Here is a 22773-nt window from a genome sequence, read left to right on the forward strand (position 1 = left end):
CGCTTGGCTCAGGCGCCCGGCGTCTCGTCCTTGTGATCCTCGAGCATCTCCACCAGCGGCTGGAACTGCTCGCGGTTGTGCTCGTTCATGTGCATCAGGATACGATGCGCCTCGAGGATGCGCTGACGCATGCCCTCCTCGTCGGCCGGCACCTCGGGCAGGTCGCGCAGCTCATGGGGCTCGGTGATCGGCGACTCCACCAGGGTGAAGTAGTGAGCGAATCCCATGACGTCGAGCATGCGCCGCACGTCCGGGTTGTCGACGACGATGGTCGGCGGCTGCTTCAGGCGCCCCTGCAGCGCCATGGCCACCTTGGCCAGGAACCCCAGGGCCGTGGAGTCGACGTTGGTGGCCTCACGCAGGTCCACCATCACCGCCTCCAGCCCCGGCGTCTCGGCCAGCTGCTGCGCCTGGGTGTCGAGCGTGGCGCAGAGCGTCAGGCGGACGTCACCGCACAGCTTGAGCACGAACACGCCGGAGTCGAACGCCGCCTTGAGGCGGCCTTCATGCATCATCATTGCCAAATCCGCTCAACATCATGATCGTCAGGTCGTCGGGAAGCTCGTCCCGGCCGGAGGCATCGTCTTCACCGTCAGCCTCGGCGATGTCGTCGCCCAGGGCAAGCCCCCGACGAAGGTCCAGGATCGTCTCGCTGCCTTCGGCCCGTGCCCTCAGCACCTCCAGTCGCGCCTCCAGGGTCTCCCCGGGCAGGCATTCCAGGATGCCGTCGGAACATAGCCAGAGCCGGAAGTCCGCCGGCAGCGCGCAACCCAGCCGAGGATACTCGACGTCGGGGAACAGCCCGACGGGCATGCCCTCGCCTTCCAGATAGTGCGCCCGGCCCTCGGCCATCAGCATCGGCATCGGCAGCTGCGCGCCGAGCGAATAGTGAAGATAGCCCCGCTCCCGGTCAATGACGCCGACGAACAGGGTCGCGTGCTTGCCGATGCCGGTATCGAGCAGCTCGCGGTTCAGCCCCGCCAGCCAGCGCGGCGCCAGCTCCTCGGGGTGCCGGCCGTCCCACTCCTGCTGCCAGCGGTGCGACAGCGACTTGAGCAGCACCGTGACGAAGGCCGACGAGGCGCCGTGCCCCGAGACATCGGCGAAGTAGAACAGGGTGTAGCGATCGTCGAAGCGCTGGAAGTCGAGGAAGTCGCCCGACAGGTAGAGCGACGGCACCAGCCAGTAGTCGCAGCGGACCCCGCCGATGCTCTGCGGGCGCGGCGGCAGCAGCTTGCGCTGGATCTGGCCACCTGCCTGCTGGTCGAGGCGCAGCATCGCCAGGTGGGTCTCCAGGCGCTCGTTGAGCTCGGACAGCCGCTCACGGTCGTGCTCGCGCTCCCGGGCCAGGCGGTGGAGATCGATGACCCGACGGATCATGCGACGCAGCAGGTGGCCGTGGCGGCGCGGTTCGATCACGTAGTCGACCAGCCCCGCATCCACGGCATGAATCAGATCGCTGTCCTGGCGGTCATCGCTGACCACCAGCGTCGGCAGACGCTCGGCCAGCGCCTGCCAGGCCTCGCTGGGCACCGCCCGGGCATGCGCCACCGCCAGCACCGTCTCGTCCGGCAGCTGCTCCAGGCATTCCACGGCGATGACCGCCAGCCCCTCCTTGGCGATGACCTCGGCCAGGGCATCACGCTCGGCTCCGGGGGCATCGATCAGGCAGACCAGCTCATTGGCGTCAGGCATCCTGTGGCCTCACTCGGCGAAGGCATCATCGAAGTCGGCATCGTCGAAATCGAAGTCGTCGCTGGCGAAGGGGTCCTCCCCCATCTCGCCGTCGTTGACCTCGAAGCGCCGACGCTGCAGCCAGCTGTCGCGGATGAAGCTGTAGCGATCGCCGCGAATCAGCTCTTCCTGGTCGAGCAGCCCCGCCCGGGTATCGATCACGTCCAGGCCCCGCAGCCCGTAGCGCACCTTGTCCTCTTCGACATAGGTAACCGGGTCGGTGTACATGTCCACCGGCAGCCCCGCGGTGTCACGCACCGTGCTCGGCCCCAGCAGCGGCAGCACCAGGTAGGGCCCTTCGCCCACGCCCCACACCGCCAGGGTCTGGCCGAAGTCTTCCTCGCGTCCGACCAAGTCCATGCGGGAGGCCACGTCGAAGAAGCCGAGCACGCCCACCGTGGAGTTGACCAGGAAGCGACCGGTGGAGATGCCGGCGTTGGCCGGCTTGGCCTGCAGCAGGCTGTTGACCGTGTTGCCGATCTCCCCGAGGTTCGAGAAGAAGTTGCCGACGCCGGTCTGCACCGGGTCCGGCGTCACGAAGCGGTAGCCCTGGGCCACCGGCTTGAGGGCGTAACGATCGAGCGTCTCGTTGAAGGCGAACACCCCCCGGTTGAAGCCCTCCCAGGGGTCGTCCGGATGGGCATCGTCGACGCCCGAGGTGGTCGCGCAGCCCGTCAGCAGCGACAGGGCGCACAGCGCCGCCAGGCCTTGGCCGGCCCGACGGCTCGGGAAGGTCGGAATCATGGCTCGAACGGTCTCCCTACGCGTCATTCTGGTGTCCATTGTCGATCGGTATCGCGTGGCCGCGACGCTGCCGGCACTGTAGCCCGCGGCGACGCAACACTCCAGCCCGGACGGCCCGTTCAGGCACGTCCGGTCAGCTCCTTCCAGCGCTTCTCGAGGCGCTTCTCCGAGACCGGCAGCGCCGTACCCAGCTGCTGGGCGAACAGCGACACGCGCAGCTCCTCGATCCACCAGCCGAACTCGACCAGCGCCGGGTCCTCGATCCCGCCGCGACGCTCGCTCTCGCGCCGCGCCGCCAGCCGCGCCTCGAAGTCCTGCACCGCCTGCATGTGCATCTGGTCGCGCATGCGCTCTCGGGGCGCCTTCTCCAGACGGATCTGAGCGGCCTCCATGTAGCGCGGATATTCCGCCAGCCAGTCGCCGGCCTCGGTGACGAAGCCCGGATGCACCAGGCGCTGCATCTGGGCCTTGAGGTCACTGTATACCAGCGCCAGCGAAAGGTTCAGGTTGCCCTTCAACGCCTTGGTTACCGCCAGATGGCCCTCCAGCGCCTGCTTGAGGATGCCGAGCCGTTCCTCGGCACGGGGCACCAGGGCGTCGCGGGTCTCGGCCAGGCGCGCCTCCAGCTCGTCGCGGGAGCGCGGCAGCGGATCGACCGCCACCACCTGCTGGAAGACCGCGCTGACCAGGTCCTCGGCCAGCTGGCGCTTGCTGCCCACCTTGGCGAACAGCAGCGCACAGGGCTGCAGGCCGGGCAGGCGCTCGATGGCACGCACCTGGTCGGGTAGCCGCGCCATGGCAGCGCGCACCACGCCGCGGCGATGGGCCTCGCGGGCCTTGTCGGGGTGGTCGAACAGCTCGACCCGCAGACTGTCGTCCTCCGGCACCACCGCCGGATAGGCCTCGACGCGGATGCCGGCCTGGGTGGTGACCCGGGACTCCGGCAGCGGCGCCTCGGGCAGCGTCTCCAGGGCGTCCGCCTCGCTGGCTTCGCTGGCCAGTGCCCGGGCGCCCTCCCCGGCGGCGGCCTCGAAGCGCTGCTCAAGGGCGCGGATGTCGCGCCCCTGGCCGAGCTCACGCCCCTCGTGGTCGACCACCCGCAGGTTCATGATCAGATGCGGCTCGAGCTGGTCGACCCGCCAGTCGTCGGGCGTGAGCCGCACGCCGGTCTTGACCCGCAGGAACTCGCCCAGCGCCTCGGTGAGGGGCACGTCGTCCGGCGTCATGGCCTGCAGGGCGGCATCGACCCAGTCGGGAATCGGCACCACCTGGCGGCGGATCGCCTTGGGCAGCGACTTGAGCAGCGCGATGCACTTCTCGCGCAAAAGGCCCGGCACCAGCCACTCCAAGCGCGCCTCCGGCAGCTGCGGCAGCATCGCCGCCGGCACCGTCAGGGTCACGCCATCATCGGCGGCGCCGGGGGCGAAATGGTAGCTCAGCGGATAGCGCACGCCGTTCAGCGCCAGCTCGTCCGGGTAGTCGGCCTGGGTGACCTCCTCGGCCTCCCGGGCCAGCAGCGCGGCGCGGTCGAACTTGAGCACGTTCGGGTCGTCGCGCTCGGCCTGCTTGCGCCAGGCCTCGAAGCCCTTGCCGTTGACGATGTCCTCGGGGATGCGCGCGTCGTAGAAGTCGAACAGCGCCTCCTCGTCGACCAGGATGCCGCGCTTGCGGGCGCGATCCTCGAGATCCTCGACCTCCTCGACCAGCGCGCGATTGTGGGCGAAAAACTCGCCGCGGGTCTTGAACTCGCCTTCCACCAGCGCGCGGCGGATGAACAGCTCGCGGGACTCCGCCGGCGCGATCGGGCCGTAGTGCACCCGGCGGCGGCTGACGATCGCCAGGCCAAACAGCGTGACCTGCTCGAAGGCCACCACCTGGGCGCGCTTCATCTCCCAGTGCGGCTCGCTGTAGCTGCGCTTGAGCAGGTGGCCGGCCAGCGGCTCGATCCAGGCCGGATCGATCCTGGCCACGGTACGGGCGAACAGCTTCGAGGTCTCGACCAGCTCGAAGGCCATCACCCACTTGGGCGTCTTCTTGGCCAGCCCCGAGCCGGGGTGAATCATGAATTTACGGTTGCGCGCGCCCTGGTACTCGCGGTTCTCCAGCAGCTGGCCGAGGTGCGACAGCAGCCCCGGCAGCAGCGCCTTGTGCAGCCGCACGGCGCTCTCGCGGCGGGCCTTCTTCGCCGCCTCGCCGTCGTCGTCCTCGGCCGGCAGCGGGGCCGGCGCCGGCACGTCGATGTCCATGTCGCGCAGCAGCTGGCGCAGCTGGCGGAAGGTATCGTGCCACTCGCGCAGCCGCAGGTAGTTGAGGTAGTTGTCCTTGCACCAGCGACGCAGGCGGTTGCCGGAGAGCTCCTCGCGGGCGGCCTCGAAGCCGTGCCACAGGTTCACTAGGCCGACGAAGTCGGAGTCCGGGTCCTGCCAGCGGCGGTGAGCCTGGTCGGCGGCCTGGCGCTTCTCGGCCGGGCGGTCCCGCGGGTCCTGGATGGCCAGCGCCGAGACCACCACCAGCACCTCGCGCAGGCCGCCCTGATCGGCGCCGGCCAGCAGCATGCGGGCCAGGCGCGGGTCGATGGGCAGCCGAGCGAGCTTGCGCCCGAGCGGCGTGATGCGCTGGCCCTCGTCCACCGCGCCGAGCTCGAACAGGAGCCGGAAGCCGTCGGTGACGAAGCGCGAATCGGGCGGATCGACGAAGGGAAAGGCCTCGATGCTGCCGAGCTTGAGCGACAGCATCGACAGGATCACCGAGGCCAGGTTGGTGCGCCGGATCTCGGGATCGGTGAATTCGGGGCGGCCGAGGTAGTCCTCCTCGCCGTAGAGGCGAATGCACAGGCCCTCGGCCACGCGGCCGCAGCGGCCCTTGCGCTGGTCGGCGCTGGCCTGGCTGACCGCCTCCACCGGCAGGCGCTGGATCTTGGCCCGGTAGCTGTAGCGGCTGATGCGCACCAGGCCCGGGTCGATCACGTAGCGGATGCCCGGCACGGTGAGCGAGGTTTCGGCGACGTTGGTCGAGAGCACGATACGCCGCCCGCGGTGCGGGGCGAAGACGCGGTTCTGCTCGGCGTTGGAGAGCCGGGCGTAGAGTGGCAGGATCTCGGTGTCGCGCAGCTCGGCGCGGCGCAGGGTATCGGCGGCCTCGCGGATCTCGCGCTCACCGGGCAGGAACACCAGGATGTCGCGGGGGCCGTGCAGCCAGCCCTTCTCGCGCTCGGCGGCCTGGATCTCCTCCACCGCGTGCAGGATGCCCTCCTGCAGGGTGCGGTCCTCCTCGTCCTCGGCCTCGCGGGTCAGCGGCCGGTAGCGCACTTCCACCGGATAGGTGCGACCGGAAACCTCGACCACCGGCGCCGGACGCCGGGTGCCGTCCTCGCCCGCCTGGGCGAAGTGCTCGGCGAAGCGCTGCACGTCGATGGTCGCCGAGGTGATGATCACCTTGAGGTCCGAGCGACGGTCGAGCAGGCGCTTGAGATAGCCGAGCAGGAAGTCGATGTTGAGGCTGCGTTCGTGGGCCTCGTCGATGATGATCGCTTCGTAGCGCGTCAGGTCGGGATCGTGCCGGGTCTCGGCCAGCAGGATGCCGTCGGTCATCAGCTTGACCTGGGTGGCGTCGTCGGTGTGATCGGTGAAGCGCACCTGGTAGCCGACCTGCTCGCCCAGCGGCACCTCCATCTCCTCGGCCAGGCGCGTGGCCACCGAGCGGGCCGCCAGCCGGCGCGGCTGGGTGTGGCCGATCAGCCCGCGCCGGCCGAGCCCGAGCTCCAGGCACAGCTTGGGCAGCTGGGTGGTCTTGCCTGAGCCCGTCTCGCCGGCCACCACCACCACCTGATGGTCGCGCAGCGCCTCGAGGATGTCCTCGCGGCGCTCGGCGACCGGCAACTCCTCGGGATAGGACAGCGTCACCGGCCGCGAGGCACGGGCCTCGACCCGGGCGCGGGAGCGCTCGATCTCGCGGCGCAGCTCGGCGAGCCCGCGGTCCACCGGCTTGCCCTGGCGGCAGCGCCGAGTCAGGCCGGCGAGGCGCTTGCCCAGGCGGGGCGCATCGCGCAGCTGCACGCCGTCGAGTTCGCCCCTCAGGGCCTCCAGGGCGGCAACATCGGATTCGGGCGCGTCGGGGGCTGGGGTCAGGGTACTCACGATGGACTCGAAGGCTCCGGTGATCGAACGGGCGGGACGACAGAACGGCTCGCATCGGTCGGGCGATACGAGCCTGCCATTGTAACGTCGCGAACCAGTCGGGGGCTAATCGACCCTCCATGCGCCCCTGGCTCAGGAGGCCTCGCCCGCTTCCTTCGCTTCGCCTTGCGCCTCGTCGCGAAGCTGGCGGCGCAGCACCTTGCTGAACATGATCGCGTCTTGGGCAGCCGTGCTGCCCTAGGACGCCTCGCCCTCTTCCTTCGCTTCACCTTGCGCCTCGTCGCGAAGCTGACGGCGCAACACTTTGCTGAACATGATCGCGTCTTGGGCAGCCGAGCTGCCCTAGGACGCCTCGCCCTCTTCCTTCGCTTCACCTTGCGCCTCGTCGCGAAGCTGACGGCGCAACACTTTCCCCACATTCGTCTTGGGCAGCTCGTCGCGGAACTCCACGTGGCGCGGCACCTTGTACCCGGTCAGCTCCTTCTTGCACCAGGCGCGCAGGGTCTCGGCATCCAGGTCGGGGTCACTGGCCACCACGAACAGCTTGATGGCCTCGCCGCTCTCCTCGTCGGGCACGCCCACGGCGGCCGACTCCACCACCCCGGGATGGCTCGCCACCACGTCCTCGATCTCGTTGGGGTACACGTTGAAGCCGGAGACCAGGATCATGTCCTTCTTGCGATCGACGATGCGGATGTAGCCGTCCTCGTCGAAGACCGCCACGTCGCCGGTGCGGAACCAGCCCTCGGCATCGAGAGAGGCGGCGGTATCCTCCTCGCGGTTCCAGTAGCCCTTCATCACCTGGGGCCCCCTGACGCACAGTTCCCCGGTCTCGCCCAAGGGCAGATCGTTGCCATCCAGGTCGACGACCTTGACCTCGGTGTCGCCCATCGGCTTGCCGATGGTGCCGAGTCGGATGTCGTCGATGGGATTGAAGCTGACGATCGGCGAGGTCTCGGTGAGGCCGTAGCCCTCGGCGACGGGGCAGCCGGTCACCTCCTCCCAGCGCTGGGCCACGGCGCTGGTCAGCGCCATGCCGCCGGAGATGGTCAGATGCAGGGCGGAGAAGTCGAGGCGTCGAAAGTCCTCGCGCTGGCACAGGGCATTGAACAGGGTGTTGAGCCCCACGAAGCCGGTGAAGCGAACCGACCTCAACGTCTTGACGAAACCCTCCAGGTCGCGGGGGTTGGGGATCAGCACCGAGTGGTTGCCGGTCTCCATCATGAACAGGCAGTTCACCGTGAAGGTGTAGATGTGATAGACCGGCAGCGGCGCGACGATGGTCTCGGCGCCCTCGGCGAGGCCCGGGCCGATCGCCTGGCGCGCCTGGAGCATGTTGGCCACCAGGTTGCCGTGGGTCAGCATCGTGCCTTTGGCCCGGCCGGTGGTGCCGCCGGTATACTGCAGAGCCGCCATGTCGTCGCGGTCGCGACCGACCTCGCGATGCTCGAGGCGCGCGCCGCGCGCGAGCGCATCGCGAAGGCGCGTCGCCCCGGGCAGTCGATAGGCCGGCACCATCTTCTTGAGATACTTCACCGCGGCGTTGATCAGCGGCCGCTTGGGGAAGGGGTGCAGGTCGGCGATCTCGGTGACCACCACCCGCTCGATCCGGGTCTGGTCGAGGACGTTCTCCAGCTTGGCCGCCATGTTGGCCAGGATGACGATGGCCCGAGCGCCCGAATCCTTGAACTGATGGGCCATCTCCCGCTCGGTATAGAGCGGATTGGTGTTGACCACCACCAGGCCGGCACGCAGGGCACCGAACACCGCCACCGGGAACTGCAGCAGGTTGGGCAGCTGAATGGCGATGCGATCCCCTGGCTCGAGCCCGGCCTCGTGCTGCAGCCAGGCGGCGAAGTCGGCGGACAGGCGATCGAGTTCACGGTAATCCAGGGTCCGCCCCATGCAGGTGAAGGCGGGCTTGTCGGCGAAGCGCTCGATGGCGGCGTGGAAGACCTCCATCACCGAGGCATAGTCGTCGCGCCCCTCGAGATCGGGGCCGCGCAGGACGGCAGGCGTGGCGTGCTCGCTCATGGCATTCTCCAGGCTGTGGTCGACCCTGCGGGGATCGCGCCTTGTTGTTATTGCTGCATTGTCATGGTGTTGCGGCTATCCCTCCACCCTATCCCAGTCACGCCTCATCTGGGAATACACGATTAAAACTTACGTTTGAAACTTTCGTTCACTCCTCGGCGGTGAAGCGCCCCTGGATCTCGCCGTCCCGCCAGACCAGCAGCTCGCCGGGCACCATGCGCACCCATTCCTCGTTGTCGGTGAGCGGCTCGGTGGCGATCACCGACACCACGTCGTCGGGCGTGGTGTGCTCGGCGAAGTTCACCGCCATCTCGGCGTCCGAGAGGCTCGCCTGTCCGAACGGCGCCCGGCGGGTGATATGCGCCAGCTTGGTGGTGCAGTAGGTGTAGAGGTACTCGCCGTCGGCCAGCAGCAGGTTGAACACCCCGAGCCCGCGCAGACGCTCGCACAGCCCGTGCAGGTGCGCCCACAGCGCGCGACGGTCGTCCGGCGGCTCGGGAAAGACCCGGCGCAGCTCGCCCATCAGCCAGCAGAAGGCGTGCTCGCTGTCGGTGCCGCCCACCGGCCGGTAGAACGACAGCGCCAGATCCTCCCAGCCGGCGAGCTGGCCGTTGTGCGCATAGCACCAGGGCTGGCCCCACATCTCCCGGGTGAAGGGATGGGTGTTGGCCAGACGCACCTGGCCGACGTTGGCCTGGCGAATGTGGCTGATCACGATATGCGACTTGATCGGATAGTCGCAGATCAGCCGCGCGATGGGCGAATGCACCGAGGGGTGCGGGTCGCGGAAGTCGCGATAGCCGCCGGCCTCGTAGAAGGCGATGCCCCAGCCGTCACGGTGCGGCCCGGTGCCGCCGCCGCGGGTCAGGAAGCCGGTGAAGCTGAAGCAGATGTCGGTCGGCACGTTGGCGCTCATGCCCAGCAATTCACACATGCGGGTCCCTGCGCTCGCGGGAGGAAGCGGAACGGCTGGTATGGCGCCACAGCAGGCGCAGCAGCACCAGGCCGATGGCCAGCACCAGCAGAATCCAGAACGTCGGCCCCTGTGACCAGCCACGGACGCGCTCGACCAGCCCCGGCCAGCCCTCCTGCCAGGCCATTCGCAGCGTGGCCGGCAGGTCGTTGACGCCCTCGACGAAGCGGTCGGCGAGGCTCGGCTCGGCCTTGGGGGTGGCCGCCTCGTCGGCATCGCCGAAGCGCTCGGCGGCCAGCGTCGGGCCGGCGTCGGCCCCGGCGATGCCGACCCGCGCGTCGGGGTTGAGCATCAGCCGCGGCAGGTTCAGCTCGCGGGTCTCGCCGTCCAGGGTGACGCGGGCGGTCAGGGTCAGCGGCTGGCGGAGGTCCGGGTCCAGCTCGGGCAGCGCCATCGTCCAGCGCGTCTCGCCGACCGGCTCGGCCACGAGCGCCGCGCCGGCCAGCTCGCCGCGGATCTCGGTGTTGTCGCGGTTCAGGCGCGGATGCTCGGCGGCCAGCACCACGCGGCCCTCGGCCGGGTCGTGAGCCACGCCGATGGACGGCAGCACGTTGACCGCCTGGCGGCGCTGGCGGGTGAAGCCGTCGCCGACGGCGCGCACCAGCAGCTGGGCGTTGCCGGTCAGCGCCGGCGCCGGCAGTTCGCCTCGGAAGCGGCCTTGGTCGTCGGCGGCCAGGGTCACCGAGGACTGCGCCTCGCCGTCCGGCGACGCCAGCGACACTTCCAGCGTCAGGTTGCCCGGCAGGGGCAGCGCCTCGCGCTCCGCCTCCAGCCAGGCCTCCACCGGCACCGGAAAACCGCGATAGAGGGTCGCCGGCAGCGTCGCGGTGCGCAGCCGCCAGGGGCCGCTGATGCTGATGCGGCTGCCGTCGTCCACCGGCCCCTCGAGGCGCCATTGCCCCGCCTCGGGCTCGGGCATGCGGATCAGGTCGAAGCGCGGCTCGACCTGCCAGTTCGCTCCCTCCGGAGCCGAATCGGCGCGATAGCGGGTGCCGTCGGGTGCGATCAGCGTCAGCGGCTCGGCCTCGGGATCGTGGAAGATCAGCGCCGAGAGCCGATCCACGCCCTCGTCGACCACGAAGCCGCCGTCGTCGTCCAGCGGCAGGCGGTCGGCGGGGAAGATGCGCTCGAAGATATCGAGGAAGGCGCCCATCAGCCCTTCCGGTGAAGCGACTCGTGAGGCCAGCCCGCTGGTGCGCTGGGCCAGACGCTCGACCAGCGCCAGGTCGGCCTCGTCGGAGAAGGCGATGGCATGCACCGTCACCCCCTGCGCCGCCAGCTCGGGGGCCAGCTCCTCGACGATGCGCCGACGCGAGGCACGATCGATGGCCGGCTTGTCGCCGCTGCCCGGCGGCAGATCGATGACGCCGTCGGTCATCAGGATCAGGTGCAGACCACCGCTGGCCTCGCCGTTCGCCGCCTCACGCAGCGCGGCCTCGATATCGGTGTACTGCTGATCGCGCGGCGACGGCGGCAGCGACAGCGCACGTTCGCGCCAGTCGTCCCCGACCCGCCCCAGCGGCAGCGGATTGCCGACCCGCTCGCCGAAGGTCCAGACGCCGGCGCTGGCGCCCTCCGGCAGCAGCGAGACCAGCAGCCCCATGGCGCTCTCGGCCAGGCGATCCGGGTCGTGGTTCTTCATGCTGCCCGACACGTCGACCACCGCACGCACGTCGTCATGCTCCTGCACGGCCCGAGGCTCGGTCTGAGCGTGAGACGAGCTCGCGCCGAGCCCGAGCAGGCACAGCGCTATCAGCCACAACAGTCGCAGCGCGCCTCGGCCGCCGGGATTTCCCCTCTGCATCGAACGTCCTTAGCCGATCACCGGCTCGCGTCGCGCCTCACCGCCGTCCTGGCGGCCCTTGTCTTCGCTCTCCTGCTCCGGTGCCTGGCGAGCGGCCGCGCGGCGTCCGCGCCGCCACAGCAGCAGGCCCACCAGCGCGCCCAGGCCGGCCGCCACGGCCACCAGCATCAGCGCCGGCAGCATGGCGCCGCCATCGTGGGAGAGAAACGCCAGCCCGGCCACCACCACCGCGGGCGCGAAACCCTGGTAGACCCCCTCCCCGGTGGTCAGCGGCAGCTGGAAACTCGCCGGCACCCACATGATGCCGGCCACGGTCCAGGTGATCACCAGCCGCGGCAGGCGCGGCAGGAAGGCCAATCCCAGGTAGCCGGTGCCGAGCACCACCAGAGACAGCACGGCATAGGTCAGCCATAGTAGGGACATCGAATCCGAAAGTAGCATCGGTACCTCGTCATTGCGGCGTCGAAAGACGCACCCCGTTGAATTCACTCCGAGTATGGTACATCCCGCACCATGAAAGCACAGCCGCCACGTGACCCCGGCCCGACGAACATGACCGACGCCCCCCACCCGACCGCCGCGTTCCGGCGCGCCGACGACCCCGACTGGCACTGGCTGGAGCAGCGCGACGACCCGCAGGTGACGGCCTTCCTCGAGGCCGCCAACGCTCACTCCCGGGCTTGGCTCGCGCCCCTGGACGATCTCACCGAGCGCCTCTACCACGGCCATCTGGCCCGCCGCGAGCTGGCCGTTCACGGCCTGCCCACGGCGCTCGACCACTTCACGGTGTGGAGCGAGACCGCGGTGGACGCCGACCATCCGGTCTGGTGGCGTCATCCCAACGGCGAGCCCGAGCGCCGCGAGCCGTTCTTCGACCTGCAGCGCCGCGCCGCCGACCACGCCTTCTTCGAGGTCGGCGACATGTCGCTGTCGCCGGACGAGCGCTGGATGGCCTGGAGCGAAGACACCCAGGGCGACGAAATCTTCACCCTGTGGCTCAAGCGCCTGCCGGACGGCGAGCCGCTGGCGCTGCTCGAGGAGATCGGCCCCGAGCTGTGCTGGGCCGAGGACGGCGCCACCCTGCTGTTCACGCGCTATGACGCCACCCAGCGCCCCGAGAGCATCTGGCGGCTGCCGCTGACCCTCGGTGCCACGCCGAGCGCCGGCGAGCCGGCGCTGATGCTGCGCGAGGACGACCCGGAGTTCTGGCTGGGACTCGGCAAGACCCGCTCGCGGGAGTGGCTGATGCTGGAGTCCGCCTCCAAGGACACCAGCGAGGTCCACCTGGTTCCGGCGGACGCCCCGGCCACGGCGCCGACGCTGTTCCGCCCCCGCGAGCGCGGCGTGGAATACGGCGTCGATCACCGTCCCGGCCACTTCTACGTGCTGCACAACCGCAAGGCCCCGCACTTCTGCCTCGACCGGGTCGACGAGGCCGACCCGCAGGGCAAGCCGGAACGTCTGATCGAGCACCGCCAGGACACCACGCTCGAGGGCATCGACGCCTTCAGCTGGGGGCTGGTGGCCAGCGAGCGCGACCATCAGCAGGCCCAGGTCTGCCTGCGGGTGATCGAGCTCGACGCCGACCACGCCCTCCGGCGCGACGAGTACCTGCCGCTGCCCGAAACGCCCTGCAGCCTGGGGCTCGCCGACGCTCCGCACTTCGACGAGCGCCGCCTGCGGCTGCGCGAGGAATCCTTCACCCTGCCGGTGACCTGGACCGAGCTCGACCTGGACAGCGGCGAGCGCCGCCGCCTCAAGCAGCAGCCGGTGCACGGCGACCTGCGCCCCGACCAGCTGACCTGCGAGCGGCTGTGGGCGACTTCCCACGACGGCGAGCGCGTGCCGGTCTCGGTGGTGATGCGCGCCGACCTGGCCGGCCACCCACTGCCCACCCTGCTCTACGGCTACGGAGCCTACGGCGAAACGCTCGATCCCTGGTTCTCGGTGGCCCGCCTGGAGCTGCTGGCCCGCGGCGCGGCCTTCGCCGTGGCCCACGTGCGCGGCGGTGGCGACCGCGGCGAACCCTGGTACCTGAGCGGCAAGCTCGAGCACAAGGCCAACAGTTTCCACGACTTCCTGGCCGCCCGCGACGCCCTGGTCGAACAGGGCGTCAGCGACGGCGAGCGCATCGTCGCCTACGGCGCCAGCGCCGGCGGGCTGCTGGTCGGCGCCAGCCTCAACCTGTCGCCGGAGCGCTTTTGCGCCGCGGTGCTCGACGTGCCCTTCGTCGACGTGCTGCGCACCATGGAGAACCCCGACCTGCCGCTGACCACCGCCGAGTACAGCGAATGGGGCGATCCGCGCGAGCCGGCCGCCCACCGCCGCATCCGCGACTACTCGCCGCTGGACAACCTGCCCGAGCGGCCCTGGCCACCAGTGTTCCTGCAGGGCAGCTGGCACGATACCCGGGTGCCCTACTGGGAGCCGGCCAAGCTCTACGCCCGCCTGAGCGAGCTGGCCGTGGGACACGGCGTGGACGGACGCGACCATCCCACGCTGCTGCGCACCGATCTGGAGGCCGGCCACGGCGGCGCCTCGGGGCGCTTCAAGGGCTGGCACGACAACGCCCGCCAGGATGCCTTCATCCTGTGGGCGCTGGGGCTGGAGACACGGGAGGCTTGAGCGGCGCAGAAACGCAAGAGGCGGCCACCTGGCCGCCTCGTTTCGTCATGCCCCTCGTCGGGAGACCTAACCGTCGATCGGCAGGATCGCGATGATATGGTCCTCCAACTCCTCCTCGGGCACCTCGGACTGGGACACCGCGAAGCTGCGCACGCTGATGCCCTTGCGGTGCACCCGCTCGGGATCGCCCGAGATCAGCGGATGCCAGCCGGCGAGCTTGCGGCCCTCGGCCAGGCGCCGGTAGGCGCAGGACTTGGGCAGCCAGCGGAACTCCTCGATGCGCTCGACGGTAAGCTGCTGGCAGTCCGGCACCTTCTCGAAGCGATTGGCGTAGTCGCTGCAGCGGCAGCCCTCGATGTCGAGCAGCTCGCAGGCCACGTTGAGCACCGCCAGGTCGCCCTCGTCGTCCTGGAACTTGAGCAGGCAGCACTGGCCACAGCCGTCGCACAGCGCCTCCCACTCCTCATCGGTCAGCTCTTCCAGCGGGAAGCGCTCCCAGAAACGTTCTCTCATCGTCACCGCCATCGATCGGTTAGTAGCCAACAAGCCGCGAGCAGCGAGCTCCGGGCGGCGAGCGATTCATCGCAAGATGCCGGGCCACGGCCCACAGCCCACATCTCATAGCCGAGCCCGAAGTCCGAAGCCCGAAGCCCGAAGCCCGAAGCCCGAAGCCCGAAGGAAGCCTAGTATTTCGCTTCCGTGGGCGTGCGATAAAGATCCAGCAGATAGTCCTCCTTGGCCGGCGGCATCTGCAGGTAGAACCCCTTCTCCTCGATGGCGGCCATGACCTCGGCGCCGCGGGTGCGGGCCAGCGGCTTCTCGGGCGTGAGGATCAGCGTCAGCGCCGAGACCGGCTTGCCGAAGCGCTCGAGCAGCGCCTCGGGCACGTCCTCGAGGCCGCGGCGCTTGTCCACGTACAGGTACATCTCGTCCTTGCGCGGGCTCTTGAAGACCTCGCACAGCAGCTTGCCGTTCATGGTGGTCATGCGGGGACCTCACTCAGGGCACGTTCCAGGGAAGCGGCGAGACGCTCGCCGCGCCAGCCAGCGGGCAGCGGCAGCGGGCGGCCACGCAGCCGGGCGCTGGCCAGGGCCTCCAGGTCGCGGCGGCGCATCAGCATCTCGGGGGCCAGCCCCAGGGACTCGGCCTCGAGATTCACCACCTTTTTCATCGCCTTCAGGCAGCGCTTGAAGGCCGGCGACAAGGGCGACAGCGGCACCGACGGCAGCTCCGCCTCGTCGAGGAAGCGCGCCTCCTTGACCAGCGCCAGCAGGACGTCGCCCTCGCGCTTGACCAGCGGCGGCTTGATGCCCTCCACCGCGGCCAGTTCGTAGCGATTCTCGGGCAGCCGCTCGGCGATGGCGAACAGCAGCTTGTCGCTGACCAGCCAGCTGCGCGGCAGGTCGCGGCGACGCACCTCGCCCTCGCGCCAGGTGGTCATCAGGCGATAGGCCTCGATCTGGCGCGGGCCCAGCCGCCACAGGTTGCGCTGGCGCAAGTACCACTGGCCGTCGGCCTCGTCGCTGCGCGAGGCCTGGTCGGTCAGGGCGGCACAGTCTTCCTCGAGCCACGCCAGGCGGCCGTGGCGTTCCAGGGACTCGCGCTGGTGCTCCCAGACGTCCAGCAAATAGACCACGTCCAGCGCCGCGTAGGTCTTCTGGGCCTCGGAGAGCGGGCGCTCGAGCCAGTTCGAGCGGGTCTCGTCCTTGGGCAGGGTCTCGCCCACCCAGTACTCGACCAGCTTCTGGTAGCCCATGGAGGTCACTTCGCCGAGCAGCGCCTGGGCGATCTGGGTGTCCACCAGCGGCGCGATGGGCACGCCGGCCCAGTGGGCGAAGACTTCCAGGTCCTCGCTGGAGGCGTGCAGCAGCTTCAGCGGCCCCTCGGCGAGCAGGCGGCGAAAGCGCTCGGTGCAGGCGACCTCCTGGGGGTCGACCAGGTAGGCCGGCCCGCCGGCACAGAACTGGATCAGCGCCGGCACCGGGTGGAAGGTGCGCTCGCGGAAGAATTCGGTATCCAGGGCCAGGACGTCGGCCTCGGCCACCTCGGCGCAGGCGGCGTCCAGCGCCTCGGGAGTGTCGATCCAGCGGATCTCGGGTGTCAGGGACATGCGGTCATCCGGCATGGCAGGGATGGAACGGCGATCATTCGCCCTGGAAAGGCAGCCGGCCGTTGAAGGCCCGGCTCAGGGTACCGCCGTCGACGTATTCGAGCTCGCCGCCCATGGGCACGCCATAGGCCAGGCGCGAGAGCTTGAGCCCCAGCGGCGCGAGCTGGGAGGCGATGTAGTGGGCCGTGGCCTCCCCTTCCACCGTGGGATTGGTGGCCAGGATCACCTCCTCGACGCCGGCCTCGGCGACCCGCGCCTCCAGCCGGTCGAGGCCGATGTCTTCGGGCCCGACGCCGTCCAGCGGCGACAGGTGACCGTGCAGCACGAAGTAGCGGCCCTGATAGCCGCCGGCCTCCTCGATGGCCAGCTGGTCGGCCGGGGATTCGACCACGCACAGCACGCCGTCGTCGCGGCGCGGACTGGCACAGATGCCGCACAGTTCCTCCTCGGTGAGGGTGCGACAGCGCCGGCAGTAGCCGACCGCCTCGAGGGCCGTGCCGAGCGACTCGACCAGCCGCCGGCCGCCGTCGCGGTCGCGCTCGAGCAGATGCATGGCCATGCGCTGGGCGGTCTTGGGGCCGACGCCGGGGAGCACCCGGAAGGCCTCCATCAGCCGTTCGACCAGGGGAGAAAAGCTCATGAGTCGTTCAGGGCTCAGGTCTCGTCATGGGACGAGATGAGCGCCACGCGGGCGCTCATCTCTCGTCGTTGCGTTCCGGCAGAGGCTTCAGAACGGCATCTTGAAGCCCGGCGGCAGGTTCAGGCCGGAGGTGGCGTCTTCCATCATCTCCTTGGAGTTGGCCTCGACCTTGCGCACGGCGTCATTCACGGCGGCGGCCAGCAGGTCCTCGAGCAGCTCCTTGTCCTCTTCCATGACGCTCGGGTCGATGTCGACCTTGAGCACGTCGTGGCGGCCGTTCATGGTGATCTTGATCATGCCGGCACCGGCCTCGCCGTGAACCTCGGCCTTGGCGACCTCTTCCTGGGCCTTCTGCATCTTCTCCTGCATTTCCTGAGCCTGCTTCATCAGGTTGCCCATTCCACCTTTCATCATGGTGACGTCCTCTCGATTGGATGTTCTGTCCGGCCACCCGGGCAGCCGGTGTCGTGTACGGTCGGTGTTACCCCTTCCGACGCGTGGCGTTGGCGTCCGTTCAGTGACGCGCCGCCTCGACGGGCTTCACCGTGGTCTCGATCAGCCGGGCCCCGAAGGCCTGCTGAAGCTTCTGTACCTGGGGGTCGGCCTGCAGCGCGGCCACCGCCTCGGCGTGGCGCTCGGCGGCCAGGCGGTCGGCGCGCTGGCGCGGCGTCTCGACGCCCTCGGGCAGCGGCCCGTCGGCGATCGTCAGGCGCCGCGTGAAACCGGCCCCGGCCAGCGCCTCGCGAATGCGCTCGACGTGGACGTCGGCCTTCATCGCCGCCTGGGACGGATCCAGCCGCAGCGTCAGGGCGTCGCCGTCGTCGGCTTCGACCACGCAATGGGCCGCCAGGTTGCGCGTCAGGCCGGACAGGCCCAGCGCGTCGAAGCGCTCCAGCCAGTCGGCATGGCTCAGCTCGCCCGGAGCGGCGTCGGCAGCCGAGGGGGCGGCCGGTGCCTCGGCCGGCACGGCCTGAGCCTCGGGCTCGGGAGCCGCCGCGACCGGCGCGGGCTCAGGCTGCGGCGCGGGCACTTGTGGCTGAGGCGCTGCGGGTTCAGGCGCGGGTGCCGCCTGAGCGGACGCTTCCTGAACAGGCGCGTCCTGGACAGGCACGTCCTGGATCCAGGGCGGCGGCTCGGGGGCCGATTCGGCTGCCGCGAGCTCGGACGGCGCGGTTTCCGGCGCGGCCTCAGGAGCCGGCGGCGGGACGGCGGCGGACTCGACCGGTGCTGGCGCCGGAGCCGGTTCAGGCATCGGCTCGGGGGCCGGGGCGGATTCGGCCGCCGGCTGCGGCGCAGCGGCGCCAGGCGCCACACTCTGCGCTGGCGCGGCACTGGCGGCTTGATCGCTGCCACCCGCCGGCCCGGTGCCGCCTCCGGCCGCAGGAGCGCCACCATCGCCGCGCATGGGCAGCGGCGTCTGGGCCGGCTTCGGCACACCCTGGGGGCGGAAGGCCAGCATGCGCAGCAGGGTCATCTCCAGGGCGGTGCGCAGGTCCGGCGCGTGGGCCATGTCGCCGCGACCCTGGATGCCGATCTGGTAGTAGAGCTGGATGTCCTCGGCGGTGAAACGCGCGGCCAGCGCCAGCAGCGTCTCGCGGTCGCCGTGGCCGTTGTCCAGGGCGTCGGGCACCATCTGCGCCACGGCCAGGCGGTGCAGCACCCCGGTGACGTCGTCGAGCACGCCGGCGAAGTCCGGGCCCTGCTCGGCCAGGGCGGCGACCTCGGCCAGCACCCTCGCGGCGTCGACCTCGGCCATGGCCTCGAGCAGCGCCAGCACGTGGCGATGGTCGAGGGTGCCGAGCATCGCCGCCACGTCGGCGTGGCGCACCTCGCCCTGGCCGAAGGCGATCGCCTGGTCGGTCAGGCTCATGGCGTCGCGCATGGAACCCTCGGCCGCCTTGCCGAGCAGCCACAGCGCGCTCTCCTCGAAGGAGACCGATTCGGCTTCGAGCACCTTGGAGAGGTGGCCGACGATGCGCTCCGGCGGCATGTGCTTGAGGGTGAACTGCAGGCAGCGCGACAGCACCGTGGGCGGCAGCTTCTGCGGGTCGGTGGTGGCCAGCAGGAACTTCACGTGGGGCGGCGGCTCTTCCAGGGTCTTGAGCAGCGCGTTGAAGCTGCTGGTGGAGAGCATGTGCACCTCGTCGATGAGGTACACCTTGTAGCGGCCCTGGGTCGGCGCGTACTGCACGTTGTCGAGCAGCTCGCGGGTGTCTTCGACCTTGGTACGCGAGGCGGCGTCGACCTCGATCAGGTCGACGAAGCGCCCGTCGTCGATGGCCTCGCAGCTGGGGCACTGGCCGCAGGGCGTGGAGGTCACGCCCTCGTCGCCCTGCCCGCCCGCGGTGCAGTTCAGGCACTTGGCGAGGATGCGCGCCAGCGTGGTCTTGCCGACCCCGCGGGTACCGGTGAACAGGTAGGCGTGGTGCAGCCGGCCCTGGTCCAGGGCGTTGACCAGCGCGCGCTGGACATGCTCCTGGCCGACCAGTTCATGGAAGGTACGCGGCCGCCACTTGCGGGCCAGAACCTGATAGCTCATGCAGCTCGAAATCCTTGCGGCTGGGCTGGCTGGCAGCCGAACACGAAAGCCCCGCCGGTGCGCGAATCGCCGACCGACGGGCTTGAAGAGATGGTCCACATTCTACCGGGTGGCGGCCCGGGCGCAAAGCGTGGACCGGAGCGGGTCAGCCGCTGCACAGCCGGCCGCTGTCGCGGATGTCGGCGAGACGCCCGACGGCGATGCCGTCGATACGTGAGAGCTCACCGCTGCCCGCCCAGGGTCGGCCGTCCACGATGGACTCGGCGCGGGCCGGGCCGATGTGCGGCAGGCGCTCGAGCATGGCCACGGAGCTGGCATTGAGATCGATGCAGCCGGCCGCACGGGCATGGGAGGCGCCGCCGGCACCGGCCACCTCACCGGCGCCGGGCGGCAGAGCACGCAGTTCGCCCTGATGCAGCGCCAGATAGACCGGCGCGTGGTCGGAGACGTGCTCGCGGGCCGCAACATGATCGAGGCCGGTCAGCGCCGGATAGCGCAGCATGCCAAGTGCCTGCGGGCTCAGGCGGTCCGGCCGATACCAGATGTTGTCGTAGGGACTGGCGTAGCGGCCCGGAGTGGTGCCGAGCGTGGTGGCCTGACCGTTCAGCGCCGGCACCACGCCGAGCGCCCTCAGCGGTGCCCAGGCGGGATCGTCTGGCGCCATGTTGAAGTCGCCCATCAGCATTCGCGGGGTGTCGGGATAGGCCTCGTCGAGCCATTGCCAGTAGTCGGCCAGGGCCTCGACCTCGGGCCGACGGTCGGCGAGACCGTCGCCGTAAACCACGTGCACCGTGGCGGCGACGAAGGCGTCGTCGTTCTCACGATCACGGAAGCGCGCCGAGAAAGGTTCGCGGGCGAAGACGTCGCCGCGATCGATATACACCGCCCCGCCGCCGAGCGAGGCGATGCGCGACTCGCGCCACAGGAAGCCGTAGTGCTCCTGGTAGCGGCTGCGCCCCACGGCGTGGCTGGCCATCGACGACCATGCCTCGCCGGACACGGCCTCGAGCTCTTGCTCCAGCGCCGCCAGCGCCTCGTCGTTCATCAGTTCCTGCACCGCCAGCAGGTCGAAGCGTCCGGCCACCCGGGCCACCAGATCGAGCCGTTTGTCGTTGTTCCAGCCCAGATGTTCGAGGTTCCAGCTGCCGATCACCGCGGCGCCGGCCAGCCCCGGGAAACCGGCCAGAGCCAGTGTAAGAAAACCTGCCAAGACAAGACGTTGCATGCGCCCCTCCATGTCGGAAAGGCGCTATCCTGCCGGTCGGCGATGGCGACATCAATATCAGCGGTCGCCAATATGCTACCGACGGCAGCAGGCTGTTAGGCTGGAAACCCGTCATTCAAGGAAGGGACGCCCCGATGCCTGCCATCCTGCTCTGGAGCCTCGTGGCCGTGGCGGCCACCGCCATCGTCTGGCGCGGCAGCGGCCTGCTGGAAACCAGCAGCGAGCGGCTCGCGGCCCACTACCGGCTGCCAGACATCGTCCAGGGCGCCATCGTGGTGGCCGTGGGCTCGAGCTTCCCGGAGCTCTCCACCACGGTGATCTCCACCCTGGTGCATGGCGAGTTCGAGCTCGGCGTGGCGGCGATCGTCGGTTCGGCGCTGTTCAACATCCTGGTGATTCCCGCCGTCTCCGGGCTGGCCAGTCGCCACCCGCTGACCGCCAACCGCGACCTGGTCTACAAGGAAGCCCAGTTCTACATGATCGCGGTGGCGGTGCTGACCCTGACCTTCGCCTTCGCCGCCATCTATCACCCCGCCGAGGCGACGGGCGGCGCCATCCGCGGCGAGCTGACCCGTGGCCTGGCGCTGATGCCGGTGGCGCTCTACGGGCTCTACCTGTTCGTGCAGTACCAGGACACCCTCGACCACGAGAGCGAGGTCGACGCCGGCAACGTGCGCCCGGGCCGCGAATGGGCGCGGCTGGCGCTGTCGCTGGCGGTGATCGTGATCGGCGTGGAGGGTCTGGTCCGGGCGGCGATCGCGTTCGGCGAGATCTTCGACACCCCGAGCTTCCTGTGGGGCATCACCGTGGTGGCCGCCGGCACCTCGATTCCCGATGCCTTCGTCTCGATCCGCGCCGCCCGTCAGGGCCGCGGCGTCACCAGCATCGCCAACGTGCTGGGCAGCAACACCTTCGACCTGCTGGTGTGCATCCCGGCCGGCGTGCTGATCGCCGGCACCGCCATGATCAACTTCTCCGTCGCCGCGCCGATGATGGCGGTGCTCACCGCCGCCACGGTGGCGCTGTTCCTGATGATGCGTACCGGCATGGTGTTGACGAACCCCGAATGCGTGGCCCTGCTGGCCCTTTACGCCGGCTTCCTGGCATGGATCGGGATGGAGACGTTCGGGGTGGTGGACCTGGTGCCGAGCCTGCCGCCGCCCAGGGGATAGGCGGCGGCGATGCCCCGGCGGCCGCCGGGGCTGGCACGGGGAATGCGGCTTACTGCTCGGTTTCCTGCTCGCCGAAGCGGCCGGCGAACAGCGGCGAAGAGAGATAGCGCTCGGCGCTGTCCGGCAGGATCACGACGATGTTCTTGCCTGCGAAGGCCGGATCACGCCCGAGGCGCACCGCGGCGGCCACGGCGGCGCCGCAGGAGATACCGCACAGGATGCCTTCTTCCTGCATCAGTCGGTGTGCCATCTCCATGGCCTCGTCGTTGCCCACGGCCTCGATGCGGTCGACCAGCGACAGATCGAGGTTGGCGGGCACGAAGCCGGCACCGATGCCCTGGATCTTGTGCGGCGCCGGCGTCGGTGCCTGGCCGTCCCGGGTCTGGGCGATCACCGGCGAGTCGACCGGCTCCACCGCCACGCTGGTGATGGCCTTGCCCTGGGTCTGCTTGATGTAGCGCGAGACGCCGGTGAGGGTGCCGCCGGTGCCCACGCCGGCGACGAAGACATCGACCTGGCCGTCGGTGTCGTGCCAGATCTCGGGGCCGGTGGTGGTCTCGTGGATGCGCGGGTTGGCCGGATTCTCGAACTGCTGCGGCAGGAAGTAGGTCTCCGGCTCGGCCTCGGCCAGCTCCTTGGCCTTGGCGATGGCGCCGGCCATGCCCTTGGCGGGCTCGGTCAGCACCAGTTCGGCGCCCAGCGCCTTGAGCACCTTGCGCCGCTCGAGGCTCATGGAGGCCGGCATGGTCAGCACCAGCGGATAGCCGCGGGCCGCGGCGACGAAGGCCAGGGCGATGCCGGTGTTGCCGCTGGTGGGCTCGACGATGCTCATCCCGGGCTTGAGCACGCCGCGCTCCTCGGCGTCCCAGATCATCGCCGCGCCGATGCGGCACTTCACCGAGTAGGCCGGGTTGCGGCCCTCAATCTTGGCCCAGATCGTGGCCCCTTCGCTGACCCGGTTGAGCCGGACCAGCGGGGTGTTGCCGATCGAGCGGGAATTGTCGTCGTAGATGCGTGCCATGGATCGTTCCTTGTGA

Annotated in this window: 18 protein-coding genes; 2 read left to right on the forward strand and 16 right to left on the reverse strand. The window is 69.9% G+C overall.

Annotated elements, in window-relative coordinates:
- Positions 1 to 8 precede the first annotated feature (8 nt).
- The 8 genes from UN84_RS10900 to UN84_RS10935 all read right to left on the reverse strand — a co-directional run bounded on the left by UN84_RS10900 (position 9) and on the right by UN84_RS10935 (position 11848).
- Positions 9 to 518, reverse strand: a complete 510-nt coding sequence (locus UN84_RS10900) for an STAS domain-containing protein (RefSeq protein ID WP_035599584.1) — start codon at positions 516 to 518, stop codon at positions 9 to 11.
- Positions 505 to 1695, reverse strand: a complete 1191-nt coding sequence (locus UN84_RS10905) for a PP2C family protein-serine/threonine phosphatase (RefSeq protein WP_046080147.1) — start codon at positions 1693 to 1695, stop codon at positions 505 to 507. Before UN84_RS10905 ends, UN84_RS10900 begins: the two co-directional genes overlap by 14 nt.
- Before the next feature lie 9 nt (positions 1696 to 1704).
- Positions 1705 to 2478, reverse strand: a complete 774-nt coding sequence (locus UN84_RS10910) for an MlaA family lipoprotein (protein WP_035599581.1) — start codon at positions 2476 to 2478, stop codon at positions 1705 to 1707.
- Between the two features lie 119 nt (positions 2479 to 2597).
- The gene (hrpA, locus tag UN84_RS10915; RefSeq protein ID WP_046080146.1) at positions 2598 to 6614 is read right to left on the reverse strand and encodes an ATP-dependent RNA helicase HrpA; all 4017 of its coding nucleotides are present in this window, start codon (positions 6612 to 6614) and stop codon (positions 2598 to 2600) included.
- Positions 6615 to 6956: 342 nt separating this feature from the next.
- Complete coding sequence (locus UN84_RS10920) at positions 6957 to 8648, reverse strand: AMP-binding protein (protein ID WP_046080145.1); 1692 nt, start codon at positions 8646 to 8648, stop codon at positions 6957 to 6959.
- Between the two features lie 148 nt (positions 8649 to 8796).
- Positions 8797 to 9582, reverse strand: a complete 786-nt coding sequence (locus UN84_RS10925) for a class II glutamine amidotransferase (protein WP_146909591.1) — start codon at positions 9580 to 9582, stop codon at positions 8797 to 8799.
- The gene (locus UN84_RS10930; RefSeq protein ID WP_046080144.1) at positions 9575 to 11425 is read right to left on the reverse strand and encodes a vWA domain-containing protein; all 1851 of its coding nucleotides are present in this window, start codon (positions 11423 to 11425) and stop codon (positions 9575 to 9577) included. The genes UN84_RS10925 and UN84_RS10930 overlap by 8 nt, the downstream gene beginning before the upstream one ends.
- A gap of 9 nt (positions 11426 to 11434) precedes the next feature.
- Complete coding sequence (locus tag UN84_RS10935; RefSeq protein WP_237022312.1) at positions 11435 to 11848, reverse strand: hypothetical protein; 414 nt, start codon at positions 11846 to 11848, stop codon at positions 11435 to 11437.
- Between the two features lie 90 nt (positions 11849 to 11938).
- On the opposite strand from UN84_RS10935, the gene UN84_RS10940 reads away from it, so the two are divergent.
- The gene (locus tag UN84_RS10940) at positions 11939 to 14050 is read left to right on the forward strand and encodes a prolyl oligopeptidase family serine peptidase (protein ID WP_046080142.1); all 2112 of its coding nucleotides are present in this window, start codon (positions 11939 to 11941) and stop codon (positions 14048 to 14050) included.
- A 66-nt stretch (positions 14051 to 14116) separates the two neighbouring features.
- Here the strand turns inward: UN84_RS10940 and UN84_RS10945 are convergent, their stop codons facing one another.
- The 7 genes from UN84_RS10945 to UN84_RS10975 all read right to left on the reverse strand — a co-directional run bounded on the left by UN84_RS10945 (position 14117) and on the right by UN84_RS10975 (position 20564).
- Positions 14117 to 14575 carry a YcgN family cysteine cluster protein gene (locus UN84_RS10945; protein ID WP_046080141.1) on the reverse strand — a complete coding sequence of 153 codons (459 nt, stop codon included), beginning with the start codon at positions 14573 to 14575 and terminating at the stop codon, positions 14117 to 14119.
- A 158-nt stretch (positions 14576 to 14733) separates the two neighbouring features.
- Positions 14734 to 15036, reverse strand: coding sequence for a YcgL domain-containing protein (locus UN84_RS10950; RefSeq protein WP_082090953.1), 303 nt, complete (start codon positions 15034 to 15036; stop codon positions 14734 to 14736).
- Positions 15033 to 16160, reverse strand: a complete 1128-nt coding sequence (gene rnd, locus UN84_RS10955; protein WP_046080498.1) for a ribonuclease D — start codon at positions 16158 to 16160, stop codon at positions 15033 to 15035. The genes UN84_RS10950 and rnd overlap by 4 nt, the downstream gene beginning before the upstream one ends.
- A gap of 34 nt (positions 16161 to 16194) precedes the next feature.
- The gene (gene recR / locus UN84_RS10960; protein ID WP_046080140.1) at positions 16195 to 16800 is read right to left on the reverse strand and encodes a recombination mediator RecR; all 606 of its coding nucleotides are present in this window, start codon (positions 16798 to 16800) and stop codon (positions 16195 to 16197) included.
- A gap of 87 nt (positions 16801 to 16887) precedes the next feature.
- A complete protein-coding gene (locus UN84_RS10965; protein WP_035599551.1) occupies positions 16888 to 17214 on the reverse strand; it encodes a YbaB/EbfC family nucleoid-associated protein in 327 nt (108 codons plus the stop codon).
- Between the two features lie 100 nt (positions 17215 to 17314).
- Positions 17315 to 19339 carry a DNA polymerase III subunit gamma/tau gene (dnaX, locus tag UN84_RS10970; RefSeq protein ID WP_173834999.1) on the reverse strand — a complete coding sequence of 675 codons (2025 nt, stop codon included), beginning with the start codon at positions 19337 to 19339 and terminating at the stop codon, positions 17315 to 17317.
- Positions 19340 to 19484: 145 nt separating this feature from the next.
- Entirely contained in the window at positions 19485 to 20564 is a 1080-nt protein-coding gene (locus tag UN84_RS10975) for an endonuclease/exonuclease/phosphatase family protein (RefSeq protein WP_046080137.1), read from the reverse strand.
- Between the two features lie 134 nt (positions 20565 to 20698).
- On the opposite strand from UN84_RS10975, the gene UN84_RS10980 reads away from it, so the two are divergent.
- Positions 20699 to 21736 (forward strand): sodium:calcium antiporter, encoded by a 1038-nt coding sequence (locus tag UN84_RS10980; RefSeq protein WP_046080136.1) that lies wholly within the window; start codon positions 20699 to 20701, stop codon positions 21734 to 21736.
- Positions 21737 to 21785: 49 nt separating this feature from the next.
- Here the strand turns inward: UN84_RS10980 and cysK are convergent, their stop codons facing one another.
- The gene (gene cysK, locus UN84_RS10985; RefSeq protein ID WP_046080135.1) at positions 21786 to 22757 is read right to left on the reverse strand and encodes a cysteine synthase A; all 972 of its coding nucleotides are present in this window, start codon (positions 22755 to 22757) and stop codon (positions 21786 to 21788) included.
- Positions 22758 to 22773: the final 16 nt, after the last annotated feature.

The sequence above is a fragment of the Halomonas sp. HG01 genome, assembly GCF_000968715.2.
Classification (GTDB): domain Bacteria; phylum Pseudomonadota; class Gammaproteobacteria; order Pseudomonadales; family Halomonadaceae; genus Halomonas; species Halomonas halophila.

Bases quoted from the DNA above. Each gene is read 5' to 3' on its own strand.
- UN84_RS10900 (WP_035599584.1), bottom strand. From the start codon at position 518: ATGATGATGCATGAAGGCCGCCTCAAGGCGGCGTTCGACTCCGGCGTG.
- UN84_RS10905 (WP_046080147.1), bottom strand. From the start codon at position 1,695: ATGCCTGACGCCAATGAGCTGGTCTGCCTGATCGATGCCCCCGGAGCC.
- UN84_RS10910 (WP_035599581.1), bottom strand. From the start codon at position 2,478: ATGATTCCGACCTTCCCGAGCCGTCGGGCCGGCCAAGGCCTGGCGGCG.
- UN84_RS10920 (WP_046080145.1), bottom strand. From the start codon at position 8,648: ATGAGCGAGCACGCCACGCCTGCCGTCCTGCGCGGCCCCGATCTCGAG.
- UN84_RS10925 (WP_146909591.1), bottom strand. From the start codon at position 9,582: ATGTGTGAATTGCTGGGCATGAGCGCCAACGTGCCGACCGACATCTGC.
- UN84_RS10930 (WP_046080144.1), bottom strand. From the start codon at position 11,425: ATGCAGAGGGGAAATCCCGGCGGCCGAGGCGCGCTGCGACTGTTGTGG.
- UN84_RS10935 (WP_237022312.1), bottom strand. From the start codon at position 11,848: ATGTCCCTACTATGGCTGACCTATGCCGTGCTGTCTCTGGTGGTGCTC.
- UN84_RS10940 (WP_046080142.1), top strand. From the start codon at position 11,939: ATGAAAGCACAGCCGCCACGTGACCCCGGCCCGACGAACATGACCGAC.
- UN84_RS10945 (WP_046080141.1), bottom strand. From the start codon at position 14,575: ATGGCGGTGACGATGAGAGAACGTTTCTGGGAGCGCTTCCCGCTGGAA.
- UN84_RS10950 (WP_082090953.1), bottom strand. From the start codon at position 15,036: ATGACCACCATGAACGGCAAGCTGCTGTGCGAGGTCTTCAAGAGCCCG.
- rnd (WP_046080498.1), bottom strand. From the start codon at position 16,160: ATGTCCCTGACACCCGAGATCCGCTGGATCGACACTCCCGAGGCGCTG.
- recR (WP_046080140.1), bottom strand. From the start codon at position 16,800: ATGAGCTTTTCTCCCCTGGTCGAACGGCTGATGGAGGCCTTCCGGGTG.
- UN84_RS10965 (WP_035599551.1), bottom strand. From the start codon at position 17,214: ATGATGAAAGGTGGAATGGGCAACCTGATGAAGCAGGCTCAGGAAATG.
- dnaX (WP_173834999.1), bottom strand. From the start codon at position 19,339: ATGAGCTATCAGGTTCTGGCCCGCAAGTGGCGGCCGCGTACCTTCCAT.
- UN84_RS10975 (WP_046080137.1), bottom strand. From the start codon at position 20,564: ATGCAACGTCTTGTCTTGGCAGGTTTTCTTACACTGGCTCTGGCCGGT.
- UN84_RS10980 (WP_046080136.1), top strand. From the start codon at position 20,699: ATGCCTGCCATCCTGCTCTGGAGCCTCGTGGCCGTGGCGGCCACCGCC.
- cysK (WP_046080135.1), bottom strand. From the start codon at position 22,757: ATGGCACGCATCTACGACGACAATTCCCGCTCGATCGGCAACACCCCG.